This is a genomic window from Pseudomonas mandelii, assembly GCF_006438925.1.
Lineage (GTDB): Bacteria > Pseudomonadota > Gammaproteobacteria > Pseudomonadales > Pseudomonadaceae > Aquipseudomonas > Aquipseudomonas mandelii_C.
Window position 1 is genome coordinate 304,622 of the sequence record NZ_RCZA01000006.1, and the last position, 26,951, is coordinate 331,572.

The 26,951-nt window shown below is 55.1% G+C and carries 22 protein-coding genes, 1 other RNA gene and 2 pseudogenes; 13 read left to right on the forward strand and 12 right to left on the reverse strand.

Translation table 11 applies throughout. The annotated features are described in order from the left end of the window. Nucleotides 1–21 precede the first annotated feature (21 nt). From ccoS to EAH74_RS16110, 5 genes are all read left to right on the forward strand, one after another. Complete coding sequence (gene ccoS, locus EAH74_RS16090; RefSeq protein WP_007905420.1) at nucleotides 22–240, forward strand: cbb3-type cytochrome oxidase assembly protein CcoS; 219 nt, start codon at nucleotides 22–24, stop codon at nucleotides 238–240. Continuing rightward, nucleotides 233–916, forward strand: coding sequence for a sulfite exporter TauE/SafE family protein (locus tag EAH74_RS16095; protein WP_033055657.1), 684 nt, complete (start codon nucleotides 233–235; stop codon nucleotides 914–916). Before ccoS ends, EAH74_RS16095 begins: the two co-directional genes overlap by 8 nt. Nucleotides 917–1,108: 192 nt before the next feature. Continuing rightward, nucleotides 1,109–2,491, forward strand: coding sequence for an oxygen-independent coproporphyrinogen III oxidase (gene hemN / locus EAH74_RS16100; RefSeq protein WP_140679902.1), 1,383 nt, complete (start codon nucleotides 1,109–1,111; stop codon nucleotides 2,489–2,491). 131 nt (nucleotides 2,492–2,622) lie between these two features. Further along, nucleotides 2,623–3,357, forward strand: coding sequence for a fumarate/nitrate reduction transcriptional regulator Fnr (fnr, locus tag EAH74_RS16105; RefSeq protein ID WP_008146816.1), 735 nt, complete (start codon nucleotides 2,623–2,625; stop codon nucleotides 3,355–3,357). A 79-nt stretch (nucleotides 3,358–3,436) separates the two neighbouring features. Further along, nucleotides 3,437–3,985 carry an adenine phosphoribosyltransferase gene (locus EAH74_RS16110; RefSeq protein WP_008057870.1) on the forward strand — a complete coding sequence of 183 codons (549 nt, stop codon included), beginning with the start codon at nucleotides 3,437–3,439 and terminating at the stop codon, nucleotides 3,983–3,985. 138 nt (nucleotides 3,986–4,123) lie between these two features. Here the strand turns inward: EAH74_RS16110 and EAH74_RS16115 are convergent, their stop codons facing one another. The 5 genes from EAH74_RS16115 to dnaX form a co-directional block, all read right to left on the reverse strand. Continuing rightward, the gene (locus EAH74_RS16115; protein WP_140679732.1) at nucleotides 4,124–5,272 is read right to left on the reverse strand and encodes an acyl-CoA dehydrogenase family protein; all 1,149 of its coding nucleotides are present in this window, start codon (nucleotides 5,270–5,272) and stop codon (nucleotides 4,124–4,126) included. A 165-nt stretch (nucleotides 5,273–5,437) separates the two neighbouring features. Further along, nucleotides 5,438–6,040, reverse strand: a complete 603-nt coding sequence (recR, locus tag EAH74_RS16120) for a recombination mediator RecR (protein WP_033055661.1) — start codon at nucleotides 6,038–6,040, stop codon at nucleotides 5,438–5,440. A gap of 65 nt (nucleotides 6,041–6,105) precedes the next feature. Then, entirely contained in the window at nucleotides 6,106–7,140 is a 1,035-nt protein-coding gene (locus EAH74_RS16125) for an NADP-dependent oxidoreductase (protein WP_140679733.1), read from the reverse strand. Between the two features lie 261 nt (nucleotides 7,141–7,401). Then, nucleotides 7,402–7,740 (reverse strand): YbaB/EbfC family nucleoid-associated protein, encoded by a 339-nt coding sequence (locus EAH74_RS16135; protein ID WP_008028561.1) that lies wholly within the window; start codon nucleotides 7,738–7,740, stop codon nucleotides 7,402–7,404. 67 nt (nucleotides 7,741–7,807) lie between these two features. Next, nucleotides 7,808–9,892, reverse strand: coding sequence for a DNA polymerase III subunit gamma/tau (dnaX, locus tag EAH74_RS16140; RefSeq protein WP_140679736.1), 2,085 nt, complete (start codon nucleotides 9,890–9,892; stop codon nucleotides 7,808–7,810). A 143-nt stretch (nucleotides 9,893–10,035) separates the two neighbouring features. Here dnaX and EAH74_RS16145 point away from each other — a divergent pair. Next, a pseudogene (locus EAH74_RS16145) lies at nucleotides 10,036–10,783 on the forward strand (substrate-binding periplasmic protein). A 143-nt stretch (nucleotides 10,784–10,926) separates the two neighbouring features. Here EAH74_RS16145 and EAH74_RS16150 read toward each other — a convergent pair. After that, a complete protein-coding gene (locus EAH74_RS16150) occupies nucleotides 10,927–12,627 on the reverse strand; it encodes a putative bifunctional diguanylate cyclase/phosphodiesterase (RefSeq protein WP_140679737.1) in 1,701 nt (566 codons plus the stop codon). 283 nt (nucleotides 12,628–12,910) lie between these two features. Here EAH74_RS16150 and EAH74_RS16155 point away from each other — a divergent pair, with 283 nt between their 5' ends. Next, nucleotides 12,911–13,225, forward strand: a complete 315-nt coding sequence (locus tag EAH74_RS16155) for a helix-turn-helix domain-containing protein (protein WP_008146799.1) — start codon at nucleotides 12,911–12,913, stop codon at nucleotides 13,223–13,225. Nucleotides 13,226–13,414: 189 nt separating this feature from the next. Here the strand turns inward: EAH74_RS16155 and ffs are convergent. Next, nucleotides 13,415–13,499, reverse strand: an RNA gene (gene ffs / locus EAH74_RS16160) — signal recognition particle sRNA small type. A 128-nt stretch (nucleotides 13,500–13,627) separates the two neighbouring features. Here ffs and EAH74_RS16165 point away from each other — a divergent pair. The 6 genes from EAH74_RS16165 to EAH74_RS16190 all read left to right on the forward strand — a co-directional run bounded on the left by EAH74_RS16165 (nucleotide 13,628) and on the right by EAH74_RS16190 (nucleotide 21,975). Continuing rightward, nucleotides 13,628–14,995, forward strand: coding sequence for a site-specific integrase (locus EAH74_RS16165; RefSeq protein WP_140679739.1), 1,368 nt, complete (start codon nucleotides 13,628–13,630; stop codon nucleotides 14,993–14,995). A 606-nt stretch (nucleotides 14,996–15,601) separates the two neighbouring features. Beyond that, on the forward strand, nucleotides 15,602–17,170 hold the full coding sequence (locus EAH74_RS16170; RefSeq protein ID WP_140679740.1) for a hypothetical protein: 1,569 nt from the start codon (nucleotides 15,602–15,604) through the stop codon (nucleotides 17,168–17,170). A 1,837-nt stretch (nucleotides 17,171–19,007) separates the two neighbouring features. Beyond that, nucleotides 19,008–19,577, forward strand: coding sequence for a recombinase family protein (locus EAH74_RS16175; protein ID WP_140679741.1), 570 nt, complete (start codon nucleotides 19,008–19,010; stop codon nucleotides 19,575–19,577). 431 nt (nucleotides 19,578–20,008) lie between these two features. Next, nucleotides 20,009–20,857 carry a DUF2726 domain-containing protein gene (locus EAH74_RS16180; RefSeq protein ID WP_140679742.1) on the forward strand — a complete coding sequence of 283 codons (849 nt, stop codon included), beginning with the start codon at nucleotides 20,009–20,011 and terminating at the stop codon, nucleotides 20,855–20,857. A 266-nt stretch (nucleotides 20,858–21,123) separates the two neighbouring features. Continuing rightward, on the forward strand, nucleotides 21,124–21,531 hold the full coding sequence (locus tag EAH74_RS16185) for a hypothetical protein (protein ID WP_140679743.1): 408 nt from the start codon (nucleotides 21,124–21,126) through the stop codon (nucleotides 21,529–21,531). A 228-nt stretch (nucleotides 21,532–21,759) separates the two neighbouring features. After that, nucleotides 21,760–21,975, forward strand: a complete 216-nt coding sequence (locus EAH74_RS16190; RefSeq protein ID WP_140679745.1) for a hypothetical protein — start codon at nucleotides 21,760–21,762, stop codon at nucleotides 21,973–21,975. A 192-nt stretch (nucleotides 21,976–22,167) separates the two neighbouring features. On the opposite strand, the gene EAH74_RS16195 is transcribed toward EAH74_RS16190, so the two are convergent. From EAH74_RS16195 to EAH74_RS16220, 5 genes and pseudogenes are all read right to left on the reverse strand, one after another. Then, complete coding sequence (locus EAH74_RS16195) at nucleotides 22,168–22,584, reverse strand: response regulator (protein WP_140679746.1); 417 nt, start codon at nucleotides 22,582–22,584, stop codon at nucleotides 22,168–22,170. A 112-nt stretch (nucleotides 22,585–22,696) separates the two neighbouring features. Further along, nucleotides 22,697–23,476: a hypothetical protein gene (locus tag EAH74_RS16200; protein WP_140679748.1), complete on the reverse strand. Its 780-nt coding sequence runs from the start codon at nucleotides 23,474–23,476 to the stop codon at nucleotides 22,697–22,699. Nucleotides 23,477–23,837: 361 nt separating this feature from the next. After that, nucleotides 23,838–24,383 (reverse strand): hypothetical protein, encoded by a 546-nt coding sequence (locus tag EAH74_RS33220; RefSeq protein WP_205012918.1) that lies wholly within the window; start codon nucleotides 24,381–24,383, stop codon nucleotides 23,838–23,840. Between the two features lie 360 nt (nucleotides 24,384–24,743). Then, nucleotides 24,744–24,881, reverse strand: a pseudogene (locus EAH74_RS16215) (LysR family transcriptional regulator); the annotation flags it as partial. A gap of 103 nt (nucleotides 24,882–24,984) precedes the next feature. Further along, the gene (locus EAH74_RS16220) at nucleotides 24,985–26,946 is read right to left on the reverse strand and encodes a hypothetical protein (protein ID WP_140679750.1); all 1,962 of its coding nucleotides are present in this window, start codon (nucleotides 26,944–26,946) and stop codon (nucleotides 24,985–24,987) included. Nucleotides 26,947–26,951 lie beyond the last annotated feature (5 nt).

The window sequence follows — 26,951 nt, forward strand, 5'->3', positions numbered from 1 at the left end:
CCGCGCGGGCATGGAGTCCAGATGCCAGCTCTCTACGTGATGATCCCGGCCGCGCTGCTGATCGTGGCCATCGCCATTTACATCTTCTTCTGGGCAGTCGACAGCGGTCAGTACGACGACCTCGACGGCCCGGCCCACAGCATCCTGTTCGACGACCAGGACCCGAACCACAAAGCCGCCGTCGACGAAGCCAGCGGCCATCCGGCCAAACCGGACGACAAGGCGCCACCTCATGCTTGAGTTGGCGCCGCTGCTGGTGTCTGCGGTGATTCTCGGCTTGCTCGGTGGCGGGCATTGCCTGGGCATGTGCGGCGGCTTGATGGGCGCGTTGACCCTGGCGATTCCCAAGGAACAACGCAGCCGACGCTTTCGACTGCTGCTGGCCTACAACCTGGGGCGAATTCTCAGCTATGCAACGGCCGGCCTGCTGATCGGTCTGGCGGGCTGGGCGGTGGCCAACAGCCCGGCAGCGATGTTCATGCGCGTCATCGCTGGATTGCTGTTGGTCGCCATGGGCCTGTACCTCGCCGGTTGGTGGAGCGGCCTGACCCGCATCGAAAGCCTCGGTCGCGGCCTGTGGCGGCACATCCAGCCCGTAGCCAACAAACTGTTGCCGGTGTCGAGCGTCCCCCGCGCGCTACTGCTGGGCGCGCTCTGGGGTTGGCTGCCGTGTGGGTTGGTTTACAGCACCCTGCTGTGGTCGGCGAGTCAGGGTAATGCGCTGGACAGTGCGTTACTGATGCTCGCGTTCGGGCTCGGCACCTGGCCGGTGTTACTCGCCACGGGGTTGGCGGCTGAGCGGGTCACGGCGTTGTTGCGCAAACGTAGCGTGCGGATGACGGGCGGATTACTGGTGATCCTGTTCGGCATCTGGACCTTGCCGGGACCGCATCAGCATTGGCTAATGGGCCATTAGATCGGCGTCGCCCCCATCGCGAGCAGGCTCGCTCCCACATTGAAATGCATTCCCCTGTGGGAGCGAGCTTGCTCGCGAAGAAGTCCTCACCAACGACACAAATCCTGACCGTTGATGCAAATCAAGATGCCCCTCCGCGCCTCCCCCTAGACTCGCTGACACTGCCAGCCTATCCGGGGGAACGCCCGCATGATGCTCGACGCCATTCGTTGGGACACCGATCTGATCCGCCGTTACGACCTGGCGGGACCGCGCTACACCTCCTACCCGACCGCGGTGCAATTCGACGGTCAGGTCGGCACGTTTGACCTGTTCCACGCCCTGCGCGACAGCCGTAAAGCCCTGCGCCCGTTATCGCTGTATGTTCACGTGCCGTTCTGCGCGAACATTTGCTACTACTGCGCCTGCAATAAAGTCATCACCAAGGACCGCGGCCGGGCCCAGCCCTATTTGCAGCGACTTGAGCAGGAAATCCAGCTGATCGCCTGCCACCTCGACCCCGCGCAGAAAGTCGAGCAACTGCATTTCGGCGGCGGCACCCCGACCTTTCTCAGTCACGACGAACTGCGCCAGTTGATGGCCCAGTTGCGCAAAAGCTTCAACTTGCTGGACGACGATTCCGGCGACTACGGCATCGAAATCGACCCTCGCGAAGCCGACTGGGCGACCATGGGCCTGCTCCGTGAACTGGGCTTCAATCGGGTCAGTATTGGCCTGCAAGACCTCGACCCGGCAGTGCAACGAGCGGTCAATCGCCTGCAAAGCCTGGAAGAAACCCGCGCGGTGATCGACGCTGCCCGCACGCTGCAGTTTCGCTCGATCAACATTGACCTGATCTATGGCTTGCCGAGGCAGACACCCGAGAGTTTCGCCCGCACCGTCGATGAAGTCATCAACCTGCAACCGGACCGCCTCTCGGTGTTCAACTACGCCCACCTGCCGGAACGCTTCATGCCGCAACGGCGAATCAACAGCGACGAACTGCCGACACCGGCGCAAAAACTGGAAATGCTCCAGGGCACCATCGAGCAGTTGACCAAGGCCGGTTATCGCTATATCGGCATGGACCACTTCGCGCTGCCCGACGATGAACTGGCGATTGCTCAGGAAGAATCGACCCTGCAACGCAACTTCCAGGGCTACACCACCCACGGTCATTGCGACCTGATTGGCCTGGGCGTGTCGGCCATCAGCCAGATCGGCGACTTGTATTGCCAGAACAGCAGCGACCTGAATCAGTACCAGAACACCCTGGCCAGCTCGCAACTGGCCACCAGCCGTGGACTGCTGTGCAACGCCGATGACCGCCTGCGACGTGCGGTCATCCAGCAACTGACCTGCACTTTCAGCCTGGAGTTCGCGCAGATCGAACAAGCCTTCAATATCGACTTTCGGGGCTACTTCGGCGAACTTTGGCCACAGTTGCAGGGAATGGCCGACGACGGTCTGATCGAACTTAATAACGAGCGGATTACCGTAATGCCCGCCGGACGATTGCTGGTGCGTTCGGTGTGCATGGTGTTCGACGCGTACCTGGAACAGCACAATCGTCAGCGGTTTTCGCGGGTGATCTAGCCATCACCTCACTGGCCGGTCTACGAATCGCTGACTTTACGACCCTGCGACAAAATCGCCGCGTGCCTGAATGTCCTCCCGTGGGTTACCCTTACGGCTTATGTGTGTTTTTTCCCACAAGGATTGAAGAAATGTCCGAGCCAGTAAAACTGCGCGCTCATAGTCAGGCCCATTGCAAGGATTGCAGCCTGGCCCCCCTCTGCTTGCCACTTTCTTTGAATCTGGAAGACATGGAAGCGCTGGACGAAATCGTTAAACGTGGCCGCCCGCTGAAAAAGGGCGAATTCCTGTTCCGCCAGGGCGACACCTTCGATTCCGTTTATGCAGTACGCTCTGGCGCCCTGAAGACCTTCAGCCTGAGCGATGGCGGCGAAGAACAACTCACCGGTTTTCACCTGCCAAGCGAACTGGTCGGCCTGTCGGGCATGGACACCGAAAAACACCCGGTCTCGGCGCAAGCCATGGAAACCACATCGGTGTGTGAAATCCCTTTCGAACGCCTCGACGAACTGGCGCTGCAACTGCCGCAGCTGCGCCGTCAGTTGATGCGTGTGATGAGCCGCGAGATTCGCGACGATCAGCAAATGATGTTGCTGCTGTCGAAGAAAACCGCCGACGAGCGCATCGCCACGTTCCTGGTCAACCTGTCGGCCCGTTTCCGCGCCCGGGGTTTCTCGGCCAACCAGTTCCGCCTGAGCATGTCGCGCAACGAAATCGGCAATTACCTGGGCCTGGCGGTGGAAACCGTGTCCCGGGTATTCACGCGCTTCCAGCAAAACGAACTGATTGCGGCTGAAGGCAAGGAAATCCATATCCTCGACCCGATCCAGCTCTGCGCCCTGGCCGGCGGCTCGCTAGACGGCTGATTTCGGCGATGGCGGCTGAGCGAAACGGTTCAGCCGCCGTTATACTGCGTCGTTTGCAGCCTGCCAGGACACCTCGACGATGGTCTTCGACTCCTTCGACATCAAATCCCTCATCCGCCCTGTGATCGACTTTCCCAAGCCGGGCGTGATCTTTCGCGACATTACCCCGCTGTTCCAGTCGCCCACGGCCCTGCGCCTGGTGATGGACAGTTTTGCCCATCGTTATGTCGAGGCCGACTTCACCCACATCGGTGCGATGGACGCGCGTGGTTTTCTGATCGGTTCGGTCCTGGCCTATCAGTTGAACAAGCCGCTGGTGCTGTTCCGCAAGCAAGGCAAACTGCCGGCCGACGTTCTGGCCGAGGGTTATGCGACCGAATACGGCGAAGCCTTCCTCGAAGTCCACGCCGACAGCCTGTGCGAGGGCGATTCGGTGGTGATGTTCGATGATCTGATCGCCACGGGCGGTACGCTGATTGCGGCGGCGAACCTGATTCGACGCATGGGTGCGCGGGTTCACGAAGCGGCGGCGATCATTGATTTGCCGGAGTTGGGCGGGTCGCAGCGCCTGGAAGATATGGGGATTCCGACCTTTTGCCTGACGCAGTTTGCGTTGAGCGATAAGTAAAAGGCGGCGTCTGCACCGACGCCTTCGCGAGCAGGCTCGCTCCCACAGGGGATTGTTGTTAGATACAAATCTTGCATACGACAAAGATCACTGTGGGAGCGAGCCTGCTCGCGATAGCGTCAGCCGCTACACCTCCGATCAAAGCCCCATCTGCTTGCTGATGATCTCGTTCATCACTTCCCGCGTCCCGCCGCCGATCGACAAAATCCGGTTATCGCGATACAGCCGCTCCACCAGGCTCTCGCGCATGTAACCAAGACCACCGAGGATCTGCACAGCATCCGTGGTGATTCGATCAGCCGTGTCAGTCGCAAAATTCTTGGCCATGGAAATCTCTTTGATCACACTCTGCCCCGCCGCCATTTTCGCCGCCTGGCGGTAGGTGAATTCCCGTGACACCTCCAGCGCCGTGGCCATTTCGGCAAGGCGATGCTTGAGCACCTGAAACTTGCCGATGGGTTTACCGAATGCTTCCCGTTGGCGAGCCCATTTCAGGCTCTCTTCCAGCGCCAGTTGCGCAGTCATGTTGGCCATTAGCGCCAGCGCCAGGCGTTCGCTCTGGAAGTTGCCCATGATGCAGGCGAAGCCCATGTTTTCAGCACCAATCAGATTTCCTGCCGGCACCCGGCAATCGTCGAAGAACAGTTCGGCAGTGTCCGACGCCCACCAGCCCATTTTCTTCAACTGACGGCCGACAGTGAAACCGGGCGTGCCCTTCTCGATCAACAGCAGGCTGATGCCACCAAAACCCGGCGCACCGGTACGCACCGCGACGGTGTAGTAATCCGCGCGGACACCACTGGTGATAAAGGTTTTGCTGCCGCTGACCCGATAGAACTCCCCATCGCGCACGGCGCGGGTTTGCAGGTTGGCGACGTCAGAGCCACCGCTGGGCTCGGTCACGGCCAGGGCGCTGATCTTCTCGCCGGCGAGCACCTGAGGCACAACGCGATCGCGAACTTCAGGCCTGGCCCACTTGAGAATCGGCGGCAGGCCGATGTCCAGCGAGCCAAGTCCCGCCACCAGACCGCCGGAGCCACAGCGCATCAGCTCTTCGCTGGCGGCGACCTTGGCGAACAGATCACCTTCGTGGCTGCCACCCAGGGCTTCGGGGTAACCGATCCCCAGAATCCCCGCCGCGCCGGCCTTGAGGTAGAGCTCGCGGGGAAAGCTTTCGGCTTCTTCCCACTGGTCGATGTCCGGCAAGATCTCGCACTCGACGAAGCGTCTGACGCTGTCGCGGACCAATTGGTGGCTGGGGTCGAAGTATTCCTGAAAGGCAGGCATCGGCGAGCTCCACTGAAGGTTCAGGGAAGTTAACCGAGCGCTTGCTTGGTTTTCAAGTGAAGGAGGTGTGGAAGATCAAAAGATCGCAGCCTTCGGCAGCTCCTACAGGTGTAAACCGATCCCGTGTAGGAGCTGCCGAAGGCTGCGATCTTTTGCTTTTAACAATTACAGAGCAATAGGCTTACGCCCGGCAAACGAATGCGCCAACGTCCCGCCATCCACCAATTCCAGCTCGCCACCCAATGGCACGCCGTGGGCGATGCGTGAGGCGATCAGGCCTTTGTTGCTGAGCAACTGGGCAATGTAATGCGCTGTCGCCTCACCTTCCACGGTCGGGTTGGTCGCCAGAATGACTTCAGTGAACGTGCCCGCCTCTTCGATCCGCGCCAGCAGCTGCGGAATACCGATGGCTTCCGGCCCGAGTCCGTCGAGTGGCGACAGATGGCCCTTGAGCACAAAGTAGCGACCACGGAAACCGGTCTGCTCCACCGCGTAGACGTCCATCGGCCCTTCCACCACGCAGAGCAAGGTGTCATCGCGACGGGTATCGGCGCATTGCGGGCAGAGGTCGTCTTCGGTCAGCGTGCGGCACAACCGGCAGTGACCCACCCCTTCCATGGCCTGGCTCAGGGCCAGGGCCAATCGCGAGCCGCCGCTGCGATCACGCTCGAGCAGCTGCAACGCCATGCGTTGAGCAGTTTTCTGACCCACACCTGGCAAAATTCGCAGGGCGTCGATCAGTTGGCGAATCAAAGGGCTGAAGCTCATGGGGAAAAGTCCGACAAAACAACGAGACGCGGTTTATACCCGCGCCTCTGTTTAGCGTCAATTACTCAGTCCTGGGCGACTCGCACAACCAGTTTGCCGAAGTTGCGTCCTTCCAGCAGACCGATGAACGCTTCAGGTGCCTGCTCCAGGCCATCGACCACGTCTTCGCGGAACTTCACCTTGCCATCGCGCACCCACGGCGCCATCGCGTTGACGAATTCCGGCTGACGATCACCGTAGTCGTCGAACACGATGAAGCCCTGGATTCGCACGCGCTTGGTCAGCAGCGTGCGCTGCAATTGCGGCAGTCGATCCGGGCCGGTCGGTGCTTCGTGAGCGTTGTAGGTCGCGATCAGACCGCAGAGTGGAATTCGCGCCTTGGGCTTGAGCAACGGCAGCACGGCATCGAACACCTTGCCACCGACGTTTTCGTAATAGATGTCGATGCCCTCCGAGCACGCCTTGGCCAATTCATCGGCGAAGTTCGGGCTCTTGTGATCGATGCAGGCATCAAAACCCAACTCATCGACCACATAACGGCACTTGTCCGCGCCTCCCGCCACGCCGACCACGCGCAAGCCCTTGATCTTCGCTACCTGACCGACCACCGAACCCACGGCGCCGGATGCAGCCGCAACCACCAGGGTTTCGCCGGCCTTGGGCTGGCCGATATCCATCAGGCCCATATACGCGGTCATTCCGGGCATGCCCAACACGCCCAACGCCATTGACGGGCTCGGCAGCCCGGACGGCACCGGAATGATGTTGCGGCCGTCGCTGAGGCTGTGGCTCTGCCAACCGGTAGAACCGACCACCAGATCACCTTCGTGGAATTTCGGATTCAGCGAGCGCTCGACCCGGCTGACAGCGCCACCGGTCATCACCTCACCGATTTCAACCGGTGCGGCGTAGGACGGCGCGTCGCTCATGCGTCCGCGCATGTAGGGATCGAGTGACAGGTAAAGAGTCTTGAGCAGCACCTGACCGTCGGCCAGGTCCGGCAGGGCAACGCGCTCCAGACGGAAATTCTCCGGCGTCGGCGCGCCTACCGGGCGGGACGCCAGGACGATACGTTGGTTGAGGGTCAATGCTTGTGGCATGTGAGCGTCTCCTTTGATCGATGAATTCGGCGGTATAGGGAGCAGACCGTTGTGGCGCTATCACGTTCGATGTTTCTGTCCGAGACCGTGTCGACTGCTTCGCGAGCAGGCTCGCTCCCACATTGGAACGCCGCCCCCTGTGGGAGCGAGCCTGCTCGCGAAAGCGGCCTCACAGACACTACATATCCAATAGCCAGAAACAAAAATGCCAGGCGCGATGCCTGGCATTTTTTTGTAGCCCATCCGAAGCGCTTTGGCGAATCAGAATGGCAGTTTCATACCCGGTGGCAGTTGCATGCCAGCGGTCATGCCGGACATTTTGTCCTGGCTGTTCGCTTCGATCTTGCGCACGGCATCGTTGACGGCGGCGGCGAACACAGCCTCCAGCATCTCTTTGTCGTCTTCGCTCAAGCCTTCGACCAGGCTTGGATCGATGGTCACGCGCTTGACGTCGTGACGACCGGTCATCACCACGGTGACCATATCGCCACCGGCTTTACCGGTGACTTCGGCGTTGGCCAGTTCTTCCTGCATCTTGGCCATTTTTTCCTGCATCTGCTGTGCCTGCTTCATCAGGCCGGCCATGCCACCTTTCATCATGGGAATCACCTCAAAAGTACTTGGATAAATACAGCGCCCGGCTCTTTCGGCCGAACACCTTCAGTTATTAGCCCTGAGTAACCAGGGTCTCGACAGGTTCAATAGTATCGTTACGGACCACCGCACCGAACTGCTGCATCATTTGCTGGATGAACGGATCACCGTGAATCGACTCTTCGGCCTCGCGCTGACGGTTCGCACGACGGCGGGACGCAGCCTGGGCCGGAGTTTCCTGCTCGGGCTTGATCAACTCCATGCGCAGGGTCAGCGTACGCCCGTGAAACTGGTTCAACGCATCGTTCAGCCGACGCTGTTGAGTCGCGTTGAACAACGCGCTGTGGGCCGGGTCCAGGTGCATCAGCCAATTGTCACCGTCGACGGCGATCAGCGTGCAGTTGGCGGCAATGCTGCCGGTCATGCCGGAGATCGGCAGTTTTGGGAACAACTCCAGCCATTGCAGCGCCAACCCGGTGGCCGGCATGGCGGCCGGTTCAGGCTCGGCTTCCGGCGCTGGCTCGGCGGTGTGTTCGCTGGCCAGTTCATCGAGGTAGCTGTAGGCCGACTCGATATCTGGCTCGATGTAGTCCTCGTCCAGCGGCGGCTCATCGTCCAGTTCCATGCCCGGCGTCGCGGCATCGACCTCGGCTACCGACGGCTCCGGAATCGGCGCAGCGGCCCACTCCGGTGCGTCCGGCACTACGCTGTCGGGGGTCGGCAATGGCATCGGCGCCAAATCGGGCTGTTCGCTGGCGGTTTCCAGCACCGGCTCGACGGCGGGTTGCTGAACGACTTCGGGTTCTATCGGATCGTTCCAGGGCAAATCGACGACGACTTCGACCGCTGCTGCTACAACAACAGGCTCGGGCGCAACGACGGGCGCGACCGGCTCAGGCTCGGGCGCTTGCACTGGAGCAACCACCGCCGCAACTGGCGCAGGCGCGATGGGTGCAACTGCCGCAGCGACTACCGGCGCAACAACGGGCGCGGCAGCCACTGAATTTGCGGAATCAACTGTGGCCTGGCTGATCCCCACTGGCTTTAGCGGTTGCCTCGGGGCATCCGAAGTGTCTGCCGGTCGGAACGCGAGCATTCGCAGCAGGACCATTTCGAAGCCTCCGCGCGGGTCCGGCGCCAGCGGTAAGTCACGGCGACCGATCAGGCCCATCTGGTAATAGAACTGCACGTCTTCGGCCGGCAAGGCCTGGGCCAGCGCCAGCACCCGATCACGGTCGCCATGACCGTTGTCGACGCCTTCAGGCAGGGCCTGGGCGATGGCGACACGGTGCAGCACATTGAGAATCTCCGAGAGCACGCCGTTCCAGTCCGGGCCTTGTTCAGCCAAATGACGGACGGCTTCGAGCACGGCCTTGGCGTCGCCTTCGATCAGCGCATGCAGAACGTCGTAGACCTGACCGTGATCGAGCGTGCCTAGCATCGCCCGTACGTCGGCGGCCATGACCTTGCCTTCACCGAAGGCGATCGCCTGGTCGGTCAGGCTCATGGCGTCGCGCATCGAACCGTCGGCAGCACGGCCCAGCAGCCACAGCGCGTCGTCTTCGAACGGTACGTTCTCGACACCCAGCACATGGGTCAAATGCTCGACCACACGCTCCGGCGTCATGTTCTTCAGAGAGAACTGCAGGCATCGCGAAAGAATCGTTGCGGGAAGTTTCTGCGGATCGGTGGTCGCCAGGATGAACTTGACGTAGGGCGGCGGCTCTTCAAGGGTTTTCAACAGCGCATTGAAGGAATGGCTGGAGAGCATGTGCACTTCGTCGATCAGGTAGACCTTGAAGCGCCCGCGGCTCGGCGCGTACTGCACGTTGTCGAGCAGTTCGCGGGTGTCCTCGACCTTGGTCCGGCTCGCGGCGTCGATCTCGATCAGGTCGACAAAGCGACCTTCATCGATCTCGCGGCACACCGAGCACTCGCCGCAAGGCGTTGAAGTGATACCAGTTTCACAGTTCAGGCATTTGGCGATGATCCGCGCGATGGTGGTCTTGCCGACCCCGCGGGTACCGGTAAACAGATAGGCGTGATGCAGCCGCTGGCTGTCCAAGGCATTGATCAGAGCCTTGAGCACATGGGTCTGGCCGACCATTTCGCGGAACGAGCGCGGACGCCATTTACGTGCAAGAACCTGATAACTCATCGAAAACCGTCGCAACGAAGGAACAGAAGCGGCTAATGCTATCGGAGCAAGGCCAAAATTGCATCCGGTGCGCTCGTCTAATCTGGCTAAGATGGTCTTTGGGGGCTTTTATCGGCTCGGGTTTTATCAGTGCCGGAGCGTTTATGCGGCTGGCCTTGGGGGCACTGCTGTTGATCAGCCTGAATGTCGCTGGCGCCGAGGCGCCGCTGCGCTTTGTGGTGCCCGACAGTTGGGCGATGCCGATGGTGCAACTGGACCGCGGCCACCCGACCCAGGGCATCCTGCACGACGTGATGGTCAGCCTCGCGACCCAGGTCGGCGTACCGGCCGAATTTCACGTACTGCCTCGCACACGGGTGCAAAACGCGATGGAGCACGGCGAAGTCGATATCCGCTGCTATGCGGCGCAGTCCTGGCAGCCGAATCAGTCCGGAGACTACATCTGGAGCATTCCGCTCTGGTTCCAGCGCGATATGTTGATCAGCCGGTCAGATCCGCTACCCTCGGTTGTGCCTGCAAACTTGCCGCGACAATCCGTTGGCACGGTGCTTGGCTACACCTACCCCACGTTGCAACCCCTGTTCGATGCCGACCGCCTGCATCGCGAAGACGCGCGCAACCAGGAACAGGTGCTGGAAAAACTCCTGGCCGGACGCTATCACTACGCCGTGAGCAATCAATGGACGTTGGATTGGTTCAATCAGCGCCTGCTGCCTGATCGGCAACTGAAAGGTGTCGCGGTGCTGCAGGAACAGAGTGTCGGCTGCTACGCGCAACGACCCCAAGGTGCCCGTGCAGCGCATTTTGCGCACCTTGGTGCGAATGAAAATGTCTGGAGAAATTGATGACATCATCCGGCTCTATATAGGTTCCGAGCCAAGCACACCCTAAGCGATTCCTCTGATCGACACGAGACCATTGTGGGAGCGAGCCTGCTCGCGATAGCGGTATGTCAGTCCCCATCAATGTAGAATGTCAGACCGCTATCGCGAGCAGGCTCGCTCCCACATGGGTTCGGTGTTGATCACAAAACTTCAGCCTGCTTGATCCAGCGCCTGCCATTGCGCCGGCGCGACAAACCCCGCAACCCAGCCCGGTACTTCTGCGGGCGGCATCGGCCGGGCAATGAAACAGCCTTGAGCAACTTCGCAGCCCAGGCGCAGCAGCAATATACCGTGCTCGATACTTTCCAGCCCTTCGGCGATCACCTGCCGACCAAAGGCCCGAGCCAGGCCAATGACAGCCTTGGTCAGGGCCAGATCATCACGATCTTCAAGGATGCCGCGCACAAACGACTTGTCGATCTTGATGGTTTGGGTTTGCAAACGCTTGAGGTAGCTCAGGGACGAATAACCGGTGCCGAAGTCCCCCAGTGAAAACTGCACCCCCAGCGCCTGACAGGCTTGTAAACAGGTGCTGACATGCTGAATATTCTCAATCGCCACCGACTCGACGATTTCCAGATCGAGCATCTGCGGGGCCACCTCGGCATGCCGGGCGAGCACGTATTTGAGCCGGTCGACAAAATCCGCGCGCTGGAAATGTCGTGCCGCAATATTAATACTGACTGGCCAGCCCTGCCCCGCTTGCTGCCAATGGTGCAACTGCGACAGGACCTGATCCATTACCCACTCACCAATATCGATGATCAGGTCCGTTTCTTCCACCAGCGGCAAAAACTCCCGGGCCGGCACCATGCCGTGTTGCGGATGCTCCCAACGTAACAACGCCTCGAAGCCGACAACCTCGCCACGACGCATGTTCACCTTGGGCTGGAAATGCACACGCAACTCACCGGCAGCCAGCGCCTGGCGCACTCGCTCGACCGTCTGGTGAGTGGCCTTGACCTCCTGATCCCGGGACACGTCGAACAAATGAAAGCGATTGCGACCGCGTTGTTTCGCCACGTACATGGCCTGATCGGCATGACGCAGCAGGGTTTCGGCATCGTGATTGTCGTCGGGGAACAGGGTGACGCCGATACTGGCAAATACATTGACGCCCTTGCCATGCAGCGAGTACGGCGCCGAAATAGCGCCGAGCACCCGGTTCAACGCCGCACGCAGTTCCGGCAGATCTCGCACGTATCGCAACACCAGCACAAATTCGTCGCCGGCCAACCGTGCCACCACATCTTCGCCGCGAACAATGGTTCGCAAACGCTTGGCTACCTCGACCAACAGCTGATCGCCACTGGCATGCCCATAGCCATCGTTGACCGCTTTGAAGCCGTCGAGGTCGAGCATGCACACTGCCAGCGGGATGTTTTCGTGACGGGAGAACTCCAGCGCCTGATCCAGCAAATCCGAGAGGAACGCGCGATTCGGCAGCCCGGTCAGCACGTCATGCCCCACCCGCCATTGCAGTGAATGCAGCAATTGGTGTTTTTCGCTGATGTCGAAACGAATCGAAAGATAACGGTCAACCCGCCCGGTAGCGTCATCGAGCACCGGCACCATAGTGCTGTCGACCCAATACAGGCTGCCGTCCTTGGCGCGATTACAAATCTCGCCTTTCCAGACCTTGCCCAAGGCGATGGTGCGCCACATAGTCGCGAAGAAATCGGCGGAGTGCAGACCCGAATTGAGGAGACGATGGTTCTGCCCGAGCAGTTCTTCGCGGCTATAGCCGGACACGGCACAGAACTGATCATTGACGTGGGTGATCCGGCCGCTCAGATCGGTCTCGGAAAAAATCGCGGCGGCATCCACGGCCCTGCGGTATTTCTCATCCATGAGTCAGGCTCGCTGTGGCTAGCGGTGGTACCGCTCGACCCGTGCGGGATGCCCGGTAGAGATGTTTTTATAGGTAATGCGCAGCAAAACGTTATCACTCCATGAACAGCGTTTGATGGCCTCCTGACAGCAGAGATCAACTAACCTTAAAGACCCCAAATACCCTTTTTGTGCGGCGATTCTACGAAACGCATCACATTTTGCAAAGCAAGGTGATGGACCATGCAGTTGTCTAATGCAAAAATCTATCGTTAAGTTCTTGATTCTAAATGGGAATTAAGCGATGCAAATTTCAAGTTTGGGTGCGGCCATTCGGCGCTACCGCAAGGTCGCTGGGCTTACTCAGGCTGAACTCGGCGAAAAAACCGGTTTTGACCCCAAAACCATCAGCCGCTTCGAAACCGGCACCTACACCCCCAGCGTGGAAGCCTTGTTCCTGTTTGCCGATGTGTTGGGTGTGAAGCTGAAAGCCTTTTTCGCAGATTTAGGCGATGAAGATGAACAGCGGGCGTATCTGTTCGGTGTCATACATAAAGCCACCCCGAAGGATCTGGGAAAGCTGATTGCAGCGGTTGACCAGGCCTTGTCCAAGCCTTGATGCCAGAAATAAAAAAGGAGGCCGAGATGTCGCATTCGACAGCTCGGCCTCCTTTTATGTGTGCGCTCTGAAAACCGGAAACGAAAAAAACACCGCCCTGGACAAGATCCGTGGCAGAGCAACAAGAATGTAATTTTAGACAGATAACGCGAGAGAGGATTCGCGGTGCGTTATGGAGGCAACCCCACCAGCCACACCCCGGCACACAATGTTCCCGCTGTGGCTGCTTCCTTCCGGATCTGACCAGGTTCACGGGTAATCGTTGCGGGGCCATGTATTACGGGGGTTTCAGGCTGTTGAGGTCGCTTCAAATCATCCGTCCCAGCACTCAGCACGGACTGTCAGCACTCGGGGTGTAGCCAGCATTGTCACACTTTGCTGTCACACATGGGTGTCACACACATGGCCTACCTGATCCGACGCGGAGCCTTCTATTACCTGAACCTCCGGCTACCCAAGCACCTCTTCCCACGCTGTAACACTTTGCGTTTGAGCCTGAACATCCGACAGCGCCAGAGCGCCCAGTTCCTCGCCTCTTCGCTCGCCCAGCAAGTCCACAACCACCTGAACGCACATCCCATGGCAGACGTTAAGACCCTACGTAGGCTGTGTTCGGAATGGCGAGACAATGCCCCCTCCCCAACGATTCAGACTGCTACAAGGAAGGCACCAGCGACTACCGTGATGAGGAACATTGACGGTCATACGCTCGCCAGCTTGTCCAAGCTCTATATAGAAGAGGGAAAACGCGGTGGCACGTGGCGGGAGGTCAGCACCCACGAAGTCGAACGCTCATTACGAGACTTGTTCGAACTGATGGGCGACATGCCCGTTGAAGCATTCGACGTAAACCAAGCCCGACTGCTGAAGGATCGGTTAAGCCGTTGCCCGCAATACTTCGGCATACGCCCCGAATATGAGGGTAAGGCCCTGAGACAGGTCGTTGAATCGGCTGGCACGTACAAGACGATCTCGGCGGTAACGGTGAACAACCGGCTACGCAAACTTTCTGCCTTTCTCAGTTGGTGCAAGGCCAACGGTTACATCACAAACAATCCATTGGTTGGACTCAAGATGATGACCGGTGCATCCAAGGAAGCCCGTTTGTCATTCGACAATAGCGACCTACGCGTACTCCTAGACCTGAACGCCCTCCAAGTCGAAGCACGCAAGCATCCTTGGCGATACTGGTTACCGCTCATGGGGCGAGCCACCGGGGCTCGCTTGGAAGAGTTATGCCAACTACGTGTTGACGACTTCATTCAGCAACAGGGTATTCAATGCATCCGTATTGATGACAACAGTGAAGAGCAGAACCTCAAGAACGCCAGCAGCCGCCGTTTACTACCCATCCACCCTACTCTGGTCGAACTCGGCCTACAGCGGCATGTTGAGTCTGTCAGGGCTACCGGGGCAAATCGCCTGTTCCCTGAACTTGAACCCGTACGAGGAAAGCTGGGCCATGCACCATCCAAATGGTTCGGACGTTACAAGGTGAAACGCGGGATCACCGACCCCAAGAAAACATTCCACAGCTTTCGACATACGCTAATCGATGATCTTCGGGACTCCGGAGTCCAGGACTCTCTAATCAAGCGAATAGCAGGACACGAAGATGGTGCAGTGACGTTTAGCATTTACGGCAGTCGCAGCCCATTGAAGGCAATGGCGGACGCACTGCGACACATTGAACTTGCACCTCAAGCCCAAGCAACAGATCTAGGCCATACAAACCAAACATCCATGGGCATGGAGACCAGCGATGAATGACATCTGCTTGCTGGCTGACATAATCGCCCGGCTTGAAAAACTAATAGGCCCTAGCCGTTACTGCTAACGAGATTTCCTTGAGGATCGATCAGCAGGGTTCGCTTGTTGTTGCAGGAATACCTTCAAGACCACTGCCAGACAGGCTGGGATTCCCAAAGAGGTCAGCGATTGATCACCGGTCACGCCTGCACGAATGAAGGTGACCGTTATGGGGTGAATCCGTTGTCCCCGACTGCAGAGGAAATACAGAATTTTCTAAACATTGCGAAGGCCGCTGGATTATTCCTCGGCGAATAACAAAAAAGGGGGCCTGCGATGCGTTAAAAACCCATGAAGGCACCCAAAAAAATAGCATCAAAGTTATAACAAAAACCAATGCCACCCCACAGCCCCAATACATAATTGCCCATAACGATTTGATGCAATTATTAATCAACACAAGACAACTCCCAAAGCAACACTCCAACAAAAAAAAATTTGGATTTTGTTTAGATTGGCCAAAACTCGTAGTATGCTTCTCTCAACAAAAACGAAACACCAACTGACATCGACGACTACCGTCATTGTCAGCAAGGATTAACTCAACCGCAAAAAGGTATATTAGTAATGTCCAAGAAATTCATTCACACAGCCATTGCCGCGCCAGGAGCGGGCAAAACCCAAGCAATGATCGAAAAGCTGCCTGATTACATCAAACTAGGCGAGAAAGTAATTCTCGCACTTCCCACTCGCCGGTTGAACGGAGAGATTCTTTCTCGCATGAAGGATTTAGATTTAACTCCAAAAGTCATCAATAGTGACGAAGTTAACAACAAGTCCGTATCCAAATCCATCGAGGGAACCCTTCGAAACGGTAATGAAAACTTGATTCTTGTAACACATGAAGGATTGAAACTGACCAACCCAGAGCTTCTTCGCGAGTGGACTTTGGTTATCGATGAGAGCCCCTCAACACTGAAATTTCACCACGATACACTGGGAGCTCTTGAGGCTCAGCAAATCTTCCGCATGACCGATATCAACGATAATTTTTTGACCATCAAAAATGGCATGATTACGGAGATGAAGCAGCGGGTAACCACTTACAAGGCGTCTAAAAAGGACCAAATCAAAGCCTCTACCCTCTCTGGGCTTGAGTACAAGCTCTTTGACGCCTTGCTGAGCGAACAAATTATCTACGTTGAAGAAGGACTTAAAAAAGGCAAGGTGGTCTTTCACTTTCACACCATTATTGAAAGTAACATTTTCGAACATATCAAACATGCCAAAGAAACCCATATTTTATCGGCGACGATTCAAGGTGGCCTGTTCGACTTGTTTTCCAAAAAGTTTGGATTTCAGTACAAGCGCTCGCCGCTTACTCCTGCACCTTTTGAGTACAGCTGTGACATCACTATTTTCCCAATGATGAATGGCATGTGGTCAAAGACCCAGGCTTTGAAAAATAATAGTGGTGACCATTACTGGTTTCACTTGGCCATGCGCGATTGCCAGATGATCGACAGAGTACTGGCAAACGCAATCAATAACACACCAGAAGAAGATTTCCTGGTGATTGCCAATAGCTGGGCCGATTTTGGCCCGAACTACGATATCCCCAACAAAAAAAATGGTATTGATTACAGCTCCATTGACTGCCGTGGCTTGAATGTTTATAAGGGCAAAACCGCAGCGAGCCTGCTATTCAGCGGTCGTCCTTCACCTAATGATCAAAAAAGTTTGCAGATTCTTTCTGACAAACACGGTATTAGTCTCATCGACTTGATCAACGCATGGATTGTGACGAACAAATTAGAAGCCAGCCTTCAAGCTGCTACTAGGACAGCAGTTCGAGATAGAGAAAACAAAAAACCTGTTTTCCTGTACGTACAGGACCTACAGGTAGCCGAGTATCTAAAAAGCACTCATATGATTAATGCAATGATTGATACAAGCTTAGCGCTGACCCCACCGAAACAAAAAGACAATCGGTGCGCTGTCACAGCAGATGAAAAAAACAAAGTAGCTAATTTCATCAAAATTTCCTTTGAAAAAGGAATGCGGCGCCTAGACATTAATAAAGCTTTGATTGAACTGTGGGAAATCTCCGAGACCACCGCTCGGAGATGGACTAGAAACATTCTTCAAGGGGTTAATCCAAAACCCGCTGAAGGGCTCGAACAATTCCTTGTCTAAATAGATATAGCCCCATTTAGATGGGGCTGTCAAACTACATTGCAAAACCGATCATATCCCTAAGAGTATAACTTAGAGATGTGACCGTTTTCGAAAAACTCAAGGTCATTCTAGAACAAAAACAGCTATTCCAATCACAAAGACAAACGGAATGCCCGCAGGGCATGAAGTCGCGAAGCGCCCAACAACACCATTTGAACAGTACAATACATCTAGATTCCAAAATCAATAGAACCATAATTTCTCAGCTTTCGGCTTTTACCTTCAGACACCATCAACAACACTAAAAACATTTAAACTCTATCGAATTTAAAAGTAACAATCGGTTCATATGGATCTACCTTCACCCTACGGGTGCACTCGCGGGCTCGTGCGATTTTAATTAACCGCACAGAACTCTATCTGTTTATCATAACGCTTTTAACGATATATAGTTCCGAGAACACAATCCGTCCTAGTCGCCAATGGCGCTATTTCGGATCCATTCAACTTTTGCCATGGAAATCAAAAACCCAGATGTAGCTTGAATGTAATCGTACCCATGCAAGCAACACCGCTTTAAAAATTACTGTTCAAAGTGTTTAGATCAGGGTAGGCCATGCTGTATAATGGAACGTATACCACCCTACAAAATACGGAATTTCTAGCTTTCTGCTGGAGTGGTCGCGTCCCGGGCAAATAATTTTCTATCATTAAAAACTGCTATTTCCCGTGTCGGCCCTTCGGACTAATCAAGCTCGATTTGCAAACACCAAAACACCCCCAAGCCCGCGTATTATCGGGCGCTGGTTATATACTGTGGGCGGTGCACTTAATACTTTTTGTATCGACTACAGTGCAATTGAATACCAGACTGCATGAGCTCTTGGTTATTAATATTCAAGGTAGTCTTTAACGCTCCCTACCAGGCAATGGATTAAACATAGTAAACCCATCATATTAAATATATATGTACTTCCAGGTTTTTTATGGAAGTTTGAGCCAAGGGACAATCATTCATACCCGTCGACACCCAATACTGAAGAGCATCAAAATACCCATGAATTCTATATATCCTTCAATGATCATCTACTGCATTACCGGCGGAATGATCTTATTCAATGCTTTGCGTTACCTTTCACTCATTTGAGAGAATCAAGAAACAAATTTTCATCGATAGCGATCTTCAAGATGCACAAAATTTAATGCACGCTGAATGACAGGTAAATATGCCATCACCATTATCCGTATTGGTTTGGAATAGACATGACCGACAGCGTTAATAAATACGGTCACTTGCGACCTCTTCAAGTATTACCTACAACTAACAAGCCAACTCTGGCATTACAAATGGAAATTTATGAACCACGTATACGTTGAACCTCAACCCTCAGCCCGCCTTGAATCCGCCCCAATAACTTTCTACGTGCTACAGCATATCAATGGCCAATTTGTTACCAACTTGCGCTATAGAACCGAGAAAGAGGCTGTTGATGTGGCTCGGAAACTCGGTTTCACTCCATGGGTGGCTCGGGTTCGAATTACGAATAGACGCAATCCTGAACACTGGCGATTTGCTGAATGAATGAGTATCAATGACCTTGCCTCCACGTGGGGCTGAGGTCGATCAAATTGGATAATCCACAAATTTACGAGGTGATGAGAATCGTAAGCGGCTAACCCTACTTGCATCCCCTCACCACCAGGTGGACAACGGTTGCGGCTAGCACCAACAAACGACCGTTAAACGATACCTTCCTGACGAGCGGTATTTGGTATCATCAAAATAGCATTTTAGAATTGTCGATACCTTGATACGCTGATACCACCTTAAGTGATACTAGTGGAGTTAACCGCCATGTCCCGCACTTTCCTTTACTGCCGAGTCAGCACATCCGGCCAGTTCACAGAGAACCAAGTACAGGAAGTGAAGTCTGCTGGCTTCGACGTACATGTGGGCCGGGTGGTGGAAGAAACTGTCTCAGGCAGTATTCCTGCCAAGGAGCGTAAAGGCTTCCAGACTTTGCTGGGCAAGATGGAATCAGGTGACGTGCTGATCGTGACCAAGCTGGATAGGCTGGGCCGTAACGCGATGGATGTACGCCAGACGGTTGAACACTTGGCGTCTGCTGGCATCCGTGTTCACTGCCTCGCTTTGGGGGGCGTGGACCTGACTAGTGCAGCAGGCAAGATGACGATGCAGGTGCTTGGGGCGGTAGCAGAGTTTGAGCGTGACTTGCTGATCGAGCGTACCCAGCAGGGTTTGATTCGTGCCAAGGCCGAAGGTAAAAAGCTGGGAAGACCAGAGGCAAAGGGCACCACAAAAGCAGTGTTTCATCACAAGGCATTGAATATGACGCAGGCAGAGGTAGCAGCTGTCCTGAAGATCGGCATTGCTACAGTCAAACGACACTGGAACAAGGCCTAATCCTCTTCTAGCGAATACCGCTGCCCCGCCAAGTGCGGGGCTTTTCTTTGAAACTTGATATTTTAAATTTATAGTTGCCGGCAGCGAGGTGGCATGGGAATGGCTCTTAACCTCGACCCATCCTGTGCGGGAGATCCGCCGATCTGCCAGATTCTCCGCCCTGATATTCCGCCACAGATTCACAGGCAATATTCGGCCAAGGGCTAATGTCGATTTTGAAAACTTGGGTATCAGTGGACTTCAAAGAGTGGCTTACGACCGACAGAGAACGGCCAGAAGCGGACGTCTAACTAGGAGAAAATAAATCTATCCCCATTTGCTACGCACTGAACCAAGCGACTTGCCACGACTCAACTCGACATGGCGTTTGTCACCAAGCCACTTCGGTCCTATCTTAGGCGCACGATCAGGATTAGCTGCGGAGCGCGGGCATGGAAGATAGAGAGCAGCTGTACGCATTGCTGGCCCAAAAAGACTGGGAGGCGATAGGTAAAATCATCTACAAGAACAAGAAGGCGAGGACGCAAGACCCCTTTTTGTCCCAGGTTACTACGTTCTTTGAGGCTGAGTTTTTTACCTTCGCAGAGCCATTGGCACCTGCTGCGCGCGCGAAGCAGTTTGAGTTCACTAACTTGATTATCGAACTAGGTCAGCACGGCTTTAGCCAGGCCTTTGTGGATCGTTTTGTGGATGAGCGTTTGAAGCTAATGCAGGAAACCAAGCACTCTGCACTACTCAACTACGCCCAGTCGTATCAACACCGCCCCTTGGCCAAGCAAATCATTCAGTCTTTTTTGCAGACAAAACCAGAAACGGTTGCTGCTAGCCTGCGTGAGAACCTGACAATCCGCGCAACAGAAGTGGTAGCCGGCAAGGCCAAAACCATTCGCCTGTTCAAGTCTAAGCAAGAAGAACACTTCTATGAGGCGGTGCGTCGGGTTTTTCCGACCTATCATCCCTACCCCAACGTCGCCTTAAGCTGTGTATTGGATTACCAAGCCATCAAAGATCAGTTGTCCGAAAAGGCTAGGTCATATTTCTTCCGGGCCATCATCGATAGTGTGGTGTTTGATGTGGGCAGTGGGTATGAGCCGAGATACTTCATCGAGCTGGATAGTAGCTTCCATGATGAGGCTCAGGCCCAGGCCAATGATCAGCTAAAGGACTCTATTTTCCGAGCAGCAAACACCAAGCTCATTCGCATCCGGCCCCTGAACGCCAAGGCCTCGTCGGTTGAAGAGTTTGAGAAGCTGGTGCGTGAAGTAATGCGCCAGCTTTAAGCAGCAAACATAAAAAGCCGGAGTGCCCCATCCCATACGCAGATAAGCTGCGTGCAGAGGTGGCGCGGATCGTAGTAAACGGGGGGCAGATTTGTTTTCCCTACTATTGACGTTCGTGGCGCCTACCATCGTTGCTCACCGGCTATATTGGGTCGTTTTCAGCCGTCCGCAGCAGGCAGTAATCGGCCAGAAGCTGCCTTTCAACACTGCCCACAGAAACATGCTCAACGTATCCTGCTGAAAGACAACAATGAAAAGGAGTTCAAATGAAAACTGATTGGCAACAAATTCGAGAAATGATGAACACTGTCATCGATAGCTGTGAGCAGATCGAAACGGCAGGATTCCGTGAGGAACATCGCTCAGCGACCGTGGAAATCAATGGCGTCGATTACTCCGTTCAGGAGTTTTTAATCAGCGCCTGGACACTCCCGGAGAACATTCGCTACCAGATCATTCGTGAACGTCATGACGCTGGAAATGACCTTCCCTACGTTCCCGAAGCAGCCCGCATTCTTGTCTCAATGGCGCAGGCTTGTGCGGAATTGGTCGGAGCAGCAGACACGGCACCAGCTCAGAAAGCTATTGCAGGAATGAATCATTGGTACAAGGCCTACGCTGTACCGCATATGACTACAGCCATCAGGCTGGCAAAAAAACAATCTGACGCTTAGATTCACGGGCAATCACCCGGCGGGGACGGATCTATCATCTCTGGTTTGAACGTCTTCTATGGGTCGCCTTCTGCCGGTCATAACCATGAAGAGTGTTGGTCAAATCCAGTTCAAAGGACTGTTCATGTCGAATGCAGACAATTGGGTTGGCCTTAGCAATTACTTACCCAGCCCCAGCCAGCGGTAAGATGATCTAAGCTTCCGCACCATCAATCAAGGACGATAGCCATGTCAGATAACCCAGAAGCCAAGATCGCCACTGCGGACGCTCTAACGTTGCTCCTGCATAACCAGCACGCCTTAGGTGCTGCCATAGAAGAGATCACCAAGTGGCTCTCAGAGAACGGTGTGGGGAGTGTCGCCGCTAACGCCATGGCTGCCATGGAAACACTCGACACGAATGCACAAGCCATCACTGACGCCATCATGCGACTACGCCTTTAATCGCTGACAGCCAGAGAGTAGCAACCTATAATCTGTCCCGCTCGCCCGGCGTGGACAGTGCCCGTCTTCGCTGGATGCAGTACGTCACGCCGGGTGAGCCCCGTCATTGTTTATCTGGCTGGCGTACAGATCGACCCCCACCCCATGCCGAGTCTGTCAGAGACGGGGGCTTTGAAATGTGTGGGAAACGCTTCAGTGCTTTGGAGTATCCGTAGACGGAACACCGGGTTGAAGCAAATTGGCAACCGTCATCACCAAACCTTCCAGCGACCACGGTTTTGCGAGGAATTGGGTGGTGGCGGGCAGCCCAATGAAGGTGTCAGTCCAGCCGCTTGTGATGACCACCGGCATCTCGGGCCATCTACCACGGACAAGCTCTGCCAGTTCAGCACCTTGAATCTGGCCCGGTAGGCCATGGGCAGCGATGATGAGTGCGCATCGGGTGTCCGACGCGAGCATGTGGATCAGTGCATCATCAGCGTTCGAGAATGCAACACACTCGGCACCAACCTCGCTCAAGGTTTCTCTCATGAGTTCCCGCAACAGGGACTCATCTTCGACGATTACGATTTCGCCGTTGATGGGTGGCAGCCGAAAATTCACATCCATTCTGTGTTGGTCCTGAGTCAGCTCTAGGGCTTTCAGTCTTTCACCTTCGGCGAACCGGGTCCACGTATTGCTTCGGCGTGATTTTCGTGGCTCCTTGGGAAGCGGTCTTTCCTTATGCCTCTATTTTGCTTGAGGCTTCCGAGTCGGGCTGGACCATCGTATATACCCAGTCGAAATGGTGCAGTTGACCGCAGTTCCAACACGCCTTCCTCTCGTTCACTTCGAGATGCTCTATCGCCATTGGGCTCTTGCATTTCATGCAAGGCGCGATGCAAAGGTTCGATGGTTCGACTATGTAGGTTTCTTCGTTTTCGCATCTAACGAGGTGTTTATTGCCGCACGTCGGACATTCGACCGTGGCACTGGCTTCAACCTGAGATTGGCTTGCGTACATTTCTTTCCCGCATGCATCGCAAGTGAACGTGTCGATTTTGTTTATCGACATCACTAACGTGGCTGACGCAACACGCTCTATCTCGTCCAGAATTTCTTGAACGGTAGTCGGAGTGAGCTTGAGGTTGCGTGTATCAGCGAGAGCGGGCGCGTGCAGGAAACTACCTAGCTTCTGGTAGTGCTTGTTGAGCCAATCGACCGAAAACATCTTGTAGTCGCCGATGGGGAATGGAACACCGTCTGGGCCAGTGAACTCGATTGACATGTTCAGATCGGCTTTTGGCTCGAAGCTGCGAAGCATCTTCAATGCTTTGTCTGGTTGCCATTTCCGAAAGATGGCGGGAGGCAATTTTGGGCCAATTTGCTCTAGTTTCTGATAGACGATACGTTCGAGGGCCAGTCGCAGTTCAAGGCAAGCGTGTCGTAATGAATTCTCGTCTCCAGCTTCGATGAACGTCTTTGCTCGTGCAAGGTAATCATCGATATCGTAAATGCTCATAATCGTCCGTCCCTAGTGGATTTGAGGTGCGAGCTTACCGAGTGTTCTGATTGGCTGCCCTTCGTGTGATCGCCATACGCATATCCCATCCGTGACGAATCCCACTCACGTTCCCGGTTGTACATGTCACTAAGTGTCCACTTCAACCGTTCGTGTTCAACCTTCAATGAGGAGAGGGCGGTAGAGCTATCCCGGTGCATGACGATCAACACGGCGATGTTCTGGTGAGCCTTCCGTAAGTCTCGACGTGTCGTCTCCAGTTCCGCACACAACAGGTCACAGTGGTGCTTCAGCATCGCCGTGTAGGAGGGCATGAATCCTGTGGAAAGCGGTCTGGTTGCACTCAGTGTGAAAGCCAGTGCTACCCGGCCATCAGGATCGTGGCGGCCTGTTTTAAAATCGACCTCTCTCGTTCAAGGCAGTCAATCCGGGCCTCAAGTTCTTGAATCTTCTGCTGATCAGGCGTCAGTGTCTCGCTTCGGGGGGGGACGTCACTTTGCTCCGGCAAATCAACACTGCCCATATCTAAAGGCAGCTCCGTCCCGTCGCCTTCAGCCTTGAGAAACTCTTTGATCGCTACACGAGCCAAGACGCTGTGTCGGACATTCAGCTTCTTGGAAATCAATCGCCACTCTTTGAAATCTTCTGTGGTGAGCCGCACTTTGACTTCGCACGCTCGGTATTCAGGGATTCCCGTAGCCATCTCTGCCGCTACCTTTAAGGCTTGCGTAAACGGCGCGTTGCTCTCACGCAGGGCCTTGAGGGAAGCCATGATGATCATTCTCCCAAGCGGGCTGCGTTGTTGTTTCCGGCGCTCAGCGCTATCAAGCAACGCTTCATATGTTTCCTTGCTCATGAGGACTTTGATTTGATCAGGGGTTTGCAGCGCTTTCTGTTTGAATGCCATCTCGTTTCGTCCTTGTAGGGCTGGCTAGCGTTGTCGGTGGTGCTAATGGGGGCATCTGAGAGTTCGGTTGATTGGTGCGTGCCAAAGGATGGTACTTCGGGCTGTCCCGAGGTCTCAACCGTACGTACCGACTTTTCGCTGAGGTTCCTTGTATCAACAGGTCACACCGTTGACCTAGGGCTAAGCCTTGGGCTTCAGCATCTCTTCATGGGTGCCCGCATGGGGTCTTATCGCGTGCCTGTACGTCTCTGAAAGTTGACGTCGAGGTGTTACAAGTTGAGTACCAACTCCTGTTACAAACCGTTGGAAAAGGCTCGCTAACCTCGTTACGATTCCGCCACCTGATTCCTTGAAAAACTGTTAATCGGCGAACAGCATCTCCCGACTTTCGCCCATCAACAGACCCTGATTCTTCTCGGTGACCGCGCGGATGTAATCCCACAACAGGGTGATCCGCTTGAGCTTGCGCAGGTCCTCGCGGCAGTACATCCAGTACTGTCACATCCCGCCGCCAATTAGATGCAAAACGGGATTGTGGTTGCTTGAGAATTTGGGGCTGATTCTTATTACAGTCACCCGATGGCAGCAAGGGTGACGTCCATCAGTAGCCGTGCGACTCACGGTATTTCTGGTAGTCGTGATACTTGACCCATTCGATCACATCGTAAGGAAGGTAAAGCTGGTGCCTGGCACGGGAAATCGCGATGTACACGAGACAGATCCGCTGATCGAACTCATAGGCGTCCTTGAACTTTGCATTTGAGAGTAGCTCGGGCGTCAGCAGCACGCGGTCGAACTCCATCCCCCCCGCATCTTCTGCCATCATAAGCATGCAGCTCTTGCCAGGGCTACCAATCATCCTGTTCAACCGGGTCACATCGGCAATCTTGAAGCCTTTTCCCAACTCGGATTCAACCCAGAGAAACGACTCATCGAACTGATTGGCATCACGCACCTGTTGCCAGCCGGCCATCTCGATGAAATACGGATGCGACCCATCCGCGATGTTCTCGGCTCCATAGTATTCTGGTTTGAACAGCGCGATGGCAGTGGTCATGAAGCGCTTGAGATCCGACTCCGCCTTTTTGTCCGAGAAACTGAACGGACAGTTGGCAGCTTGCAGCTCGATCATCCACTTCATCGTGTCCCAGCGGGACGCAGTCAGGACCACGCAGCCCTCGGGCGGAACGAAGCCCTCCGGATAGTGCTCGATACCGACGTCTGCATCACGAGCACCTTCGAACGGGACTTTGCTCTTCTCCGAGTGCAGGCAGATCAACGGGTTGACCAAACGCTCAATATTGCGGCCTGAACGAACGGAGTAGCTAACATCACTTTGCCGTACCGCACGCTTTCTTTTGACAATCTCGCCACTAGCCTGCTGATACTCATCACCCAGGGTAATCAACACCTGGCGGCCCCTCTCGATGATCTGTAGCAGCGACGGGGGAACATCCTGGCTTTCGTCAATGAGGACGTGCGTATAACGAGCAGGCACGACGCAACCCGCCAGACATGCCCGCTTTATCATCAATAACTCTTCGAACCCAGTCCGACTACCCCATGCCGGGTTTACCTCAAGGTAAGACCACAGTCGACTCGAATACTCAAGAAGCACCCTGGCGTCCAGGTTGGACAAGGCTTGCTTGAAATGAGGTAGATGCTTGGCCGATAAGCTGTGATCCCTGGAATGGCAATACCGCTTGAGCACCCTAAGACAGGCTTCAAATGTCGTCTGCGCATCGTGGCCACGAAAACCGAGGATATTCAGCTCCTGCGACAGGGCCTGCTTGCTCGGCTCCCTGAGCGACTTAGTCGCGAGTTGAGGCCTAGGACCGTGCAATAGGGCCCTCGCAAAGGCCTCGAAGGTCGTACCCGTGTTCCTGTCGCGCGCAACCCCGATGCGCTTTTGAAGAGTCGCCAGCTTTTCAGACGTGTATGCCAGCACCAGCGCCCCTCCGGGTCGCAGACACTCCATCAAGGCACCTATCAAGTGACTCTTGCCTATCCCCGCGTAACCTTGAACATGCAGATCTTCGTCCAGATTGGCCCGGAAGGTTCTGACCAGCTTGTCTTGTGCAGTGGTCAACCAGTGCTCACGGTGCTTGGGCGTCACCATCTGCTGACTGAATGGGTTGTTGCCCAAATGGTGGCGAACCCTGTACCCGACATCCCACTTGCCATCGGGTAACAAGTAATCCCGCGCCGATACTTCTTCGGCTAGAAGAAAACGCAGGTTCAAATTTTTGATGACGTTTAGACCGAAGTACAACTTCCGGGGGTCGAACAGCCGCTGCGCCTCTGACAACAACCCTACGGTAGCTGACTGTCGGGAATCGACGGCCCACGCAATGAGCTTGGACAGAACCTTCTCTGCCGCACCAGCATTAAGATCTTTTTCTGCCGCTTGAGCCAAATTCTGAATGACCAACACTGCTGCCAGCTCTGGTTCCGTGAGGACGCTAAGCGCTTTTACGCCATCGGCAAGCAACAAGCCCGCACAGGTTTCATCTGTAATGGGCAAGAAAACAGGGCTGGATAAATCAAAATGTTCCGGGAGCATGCAAC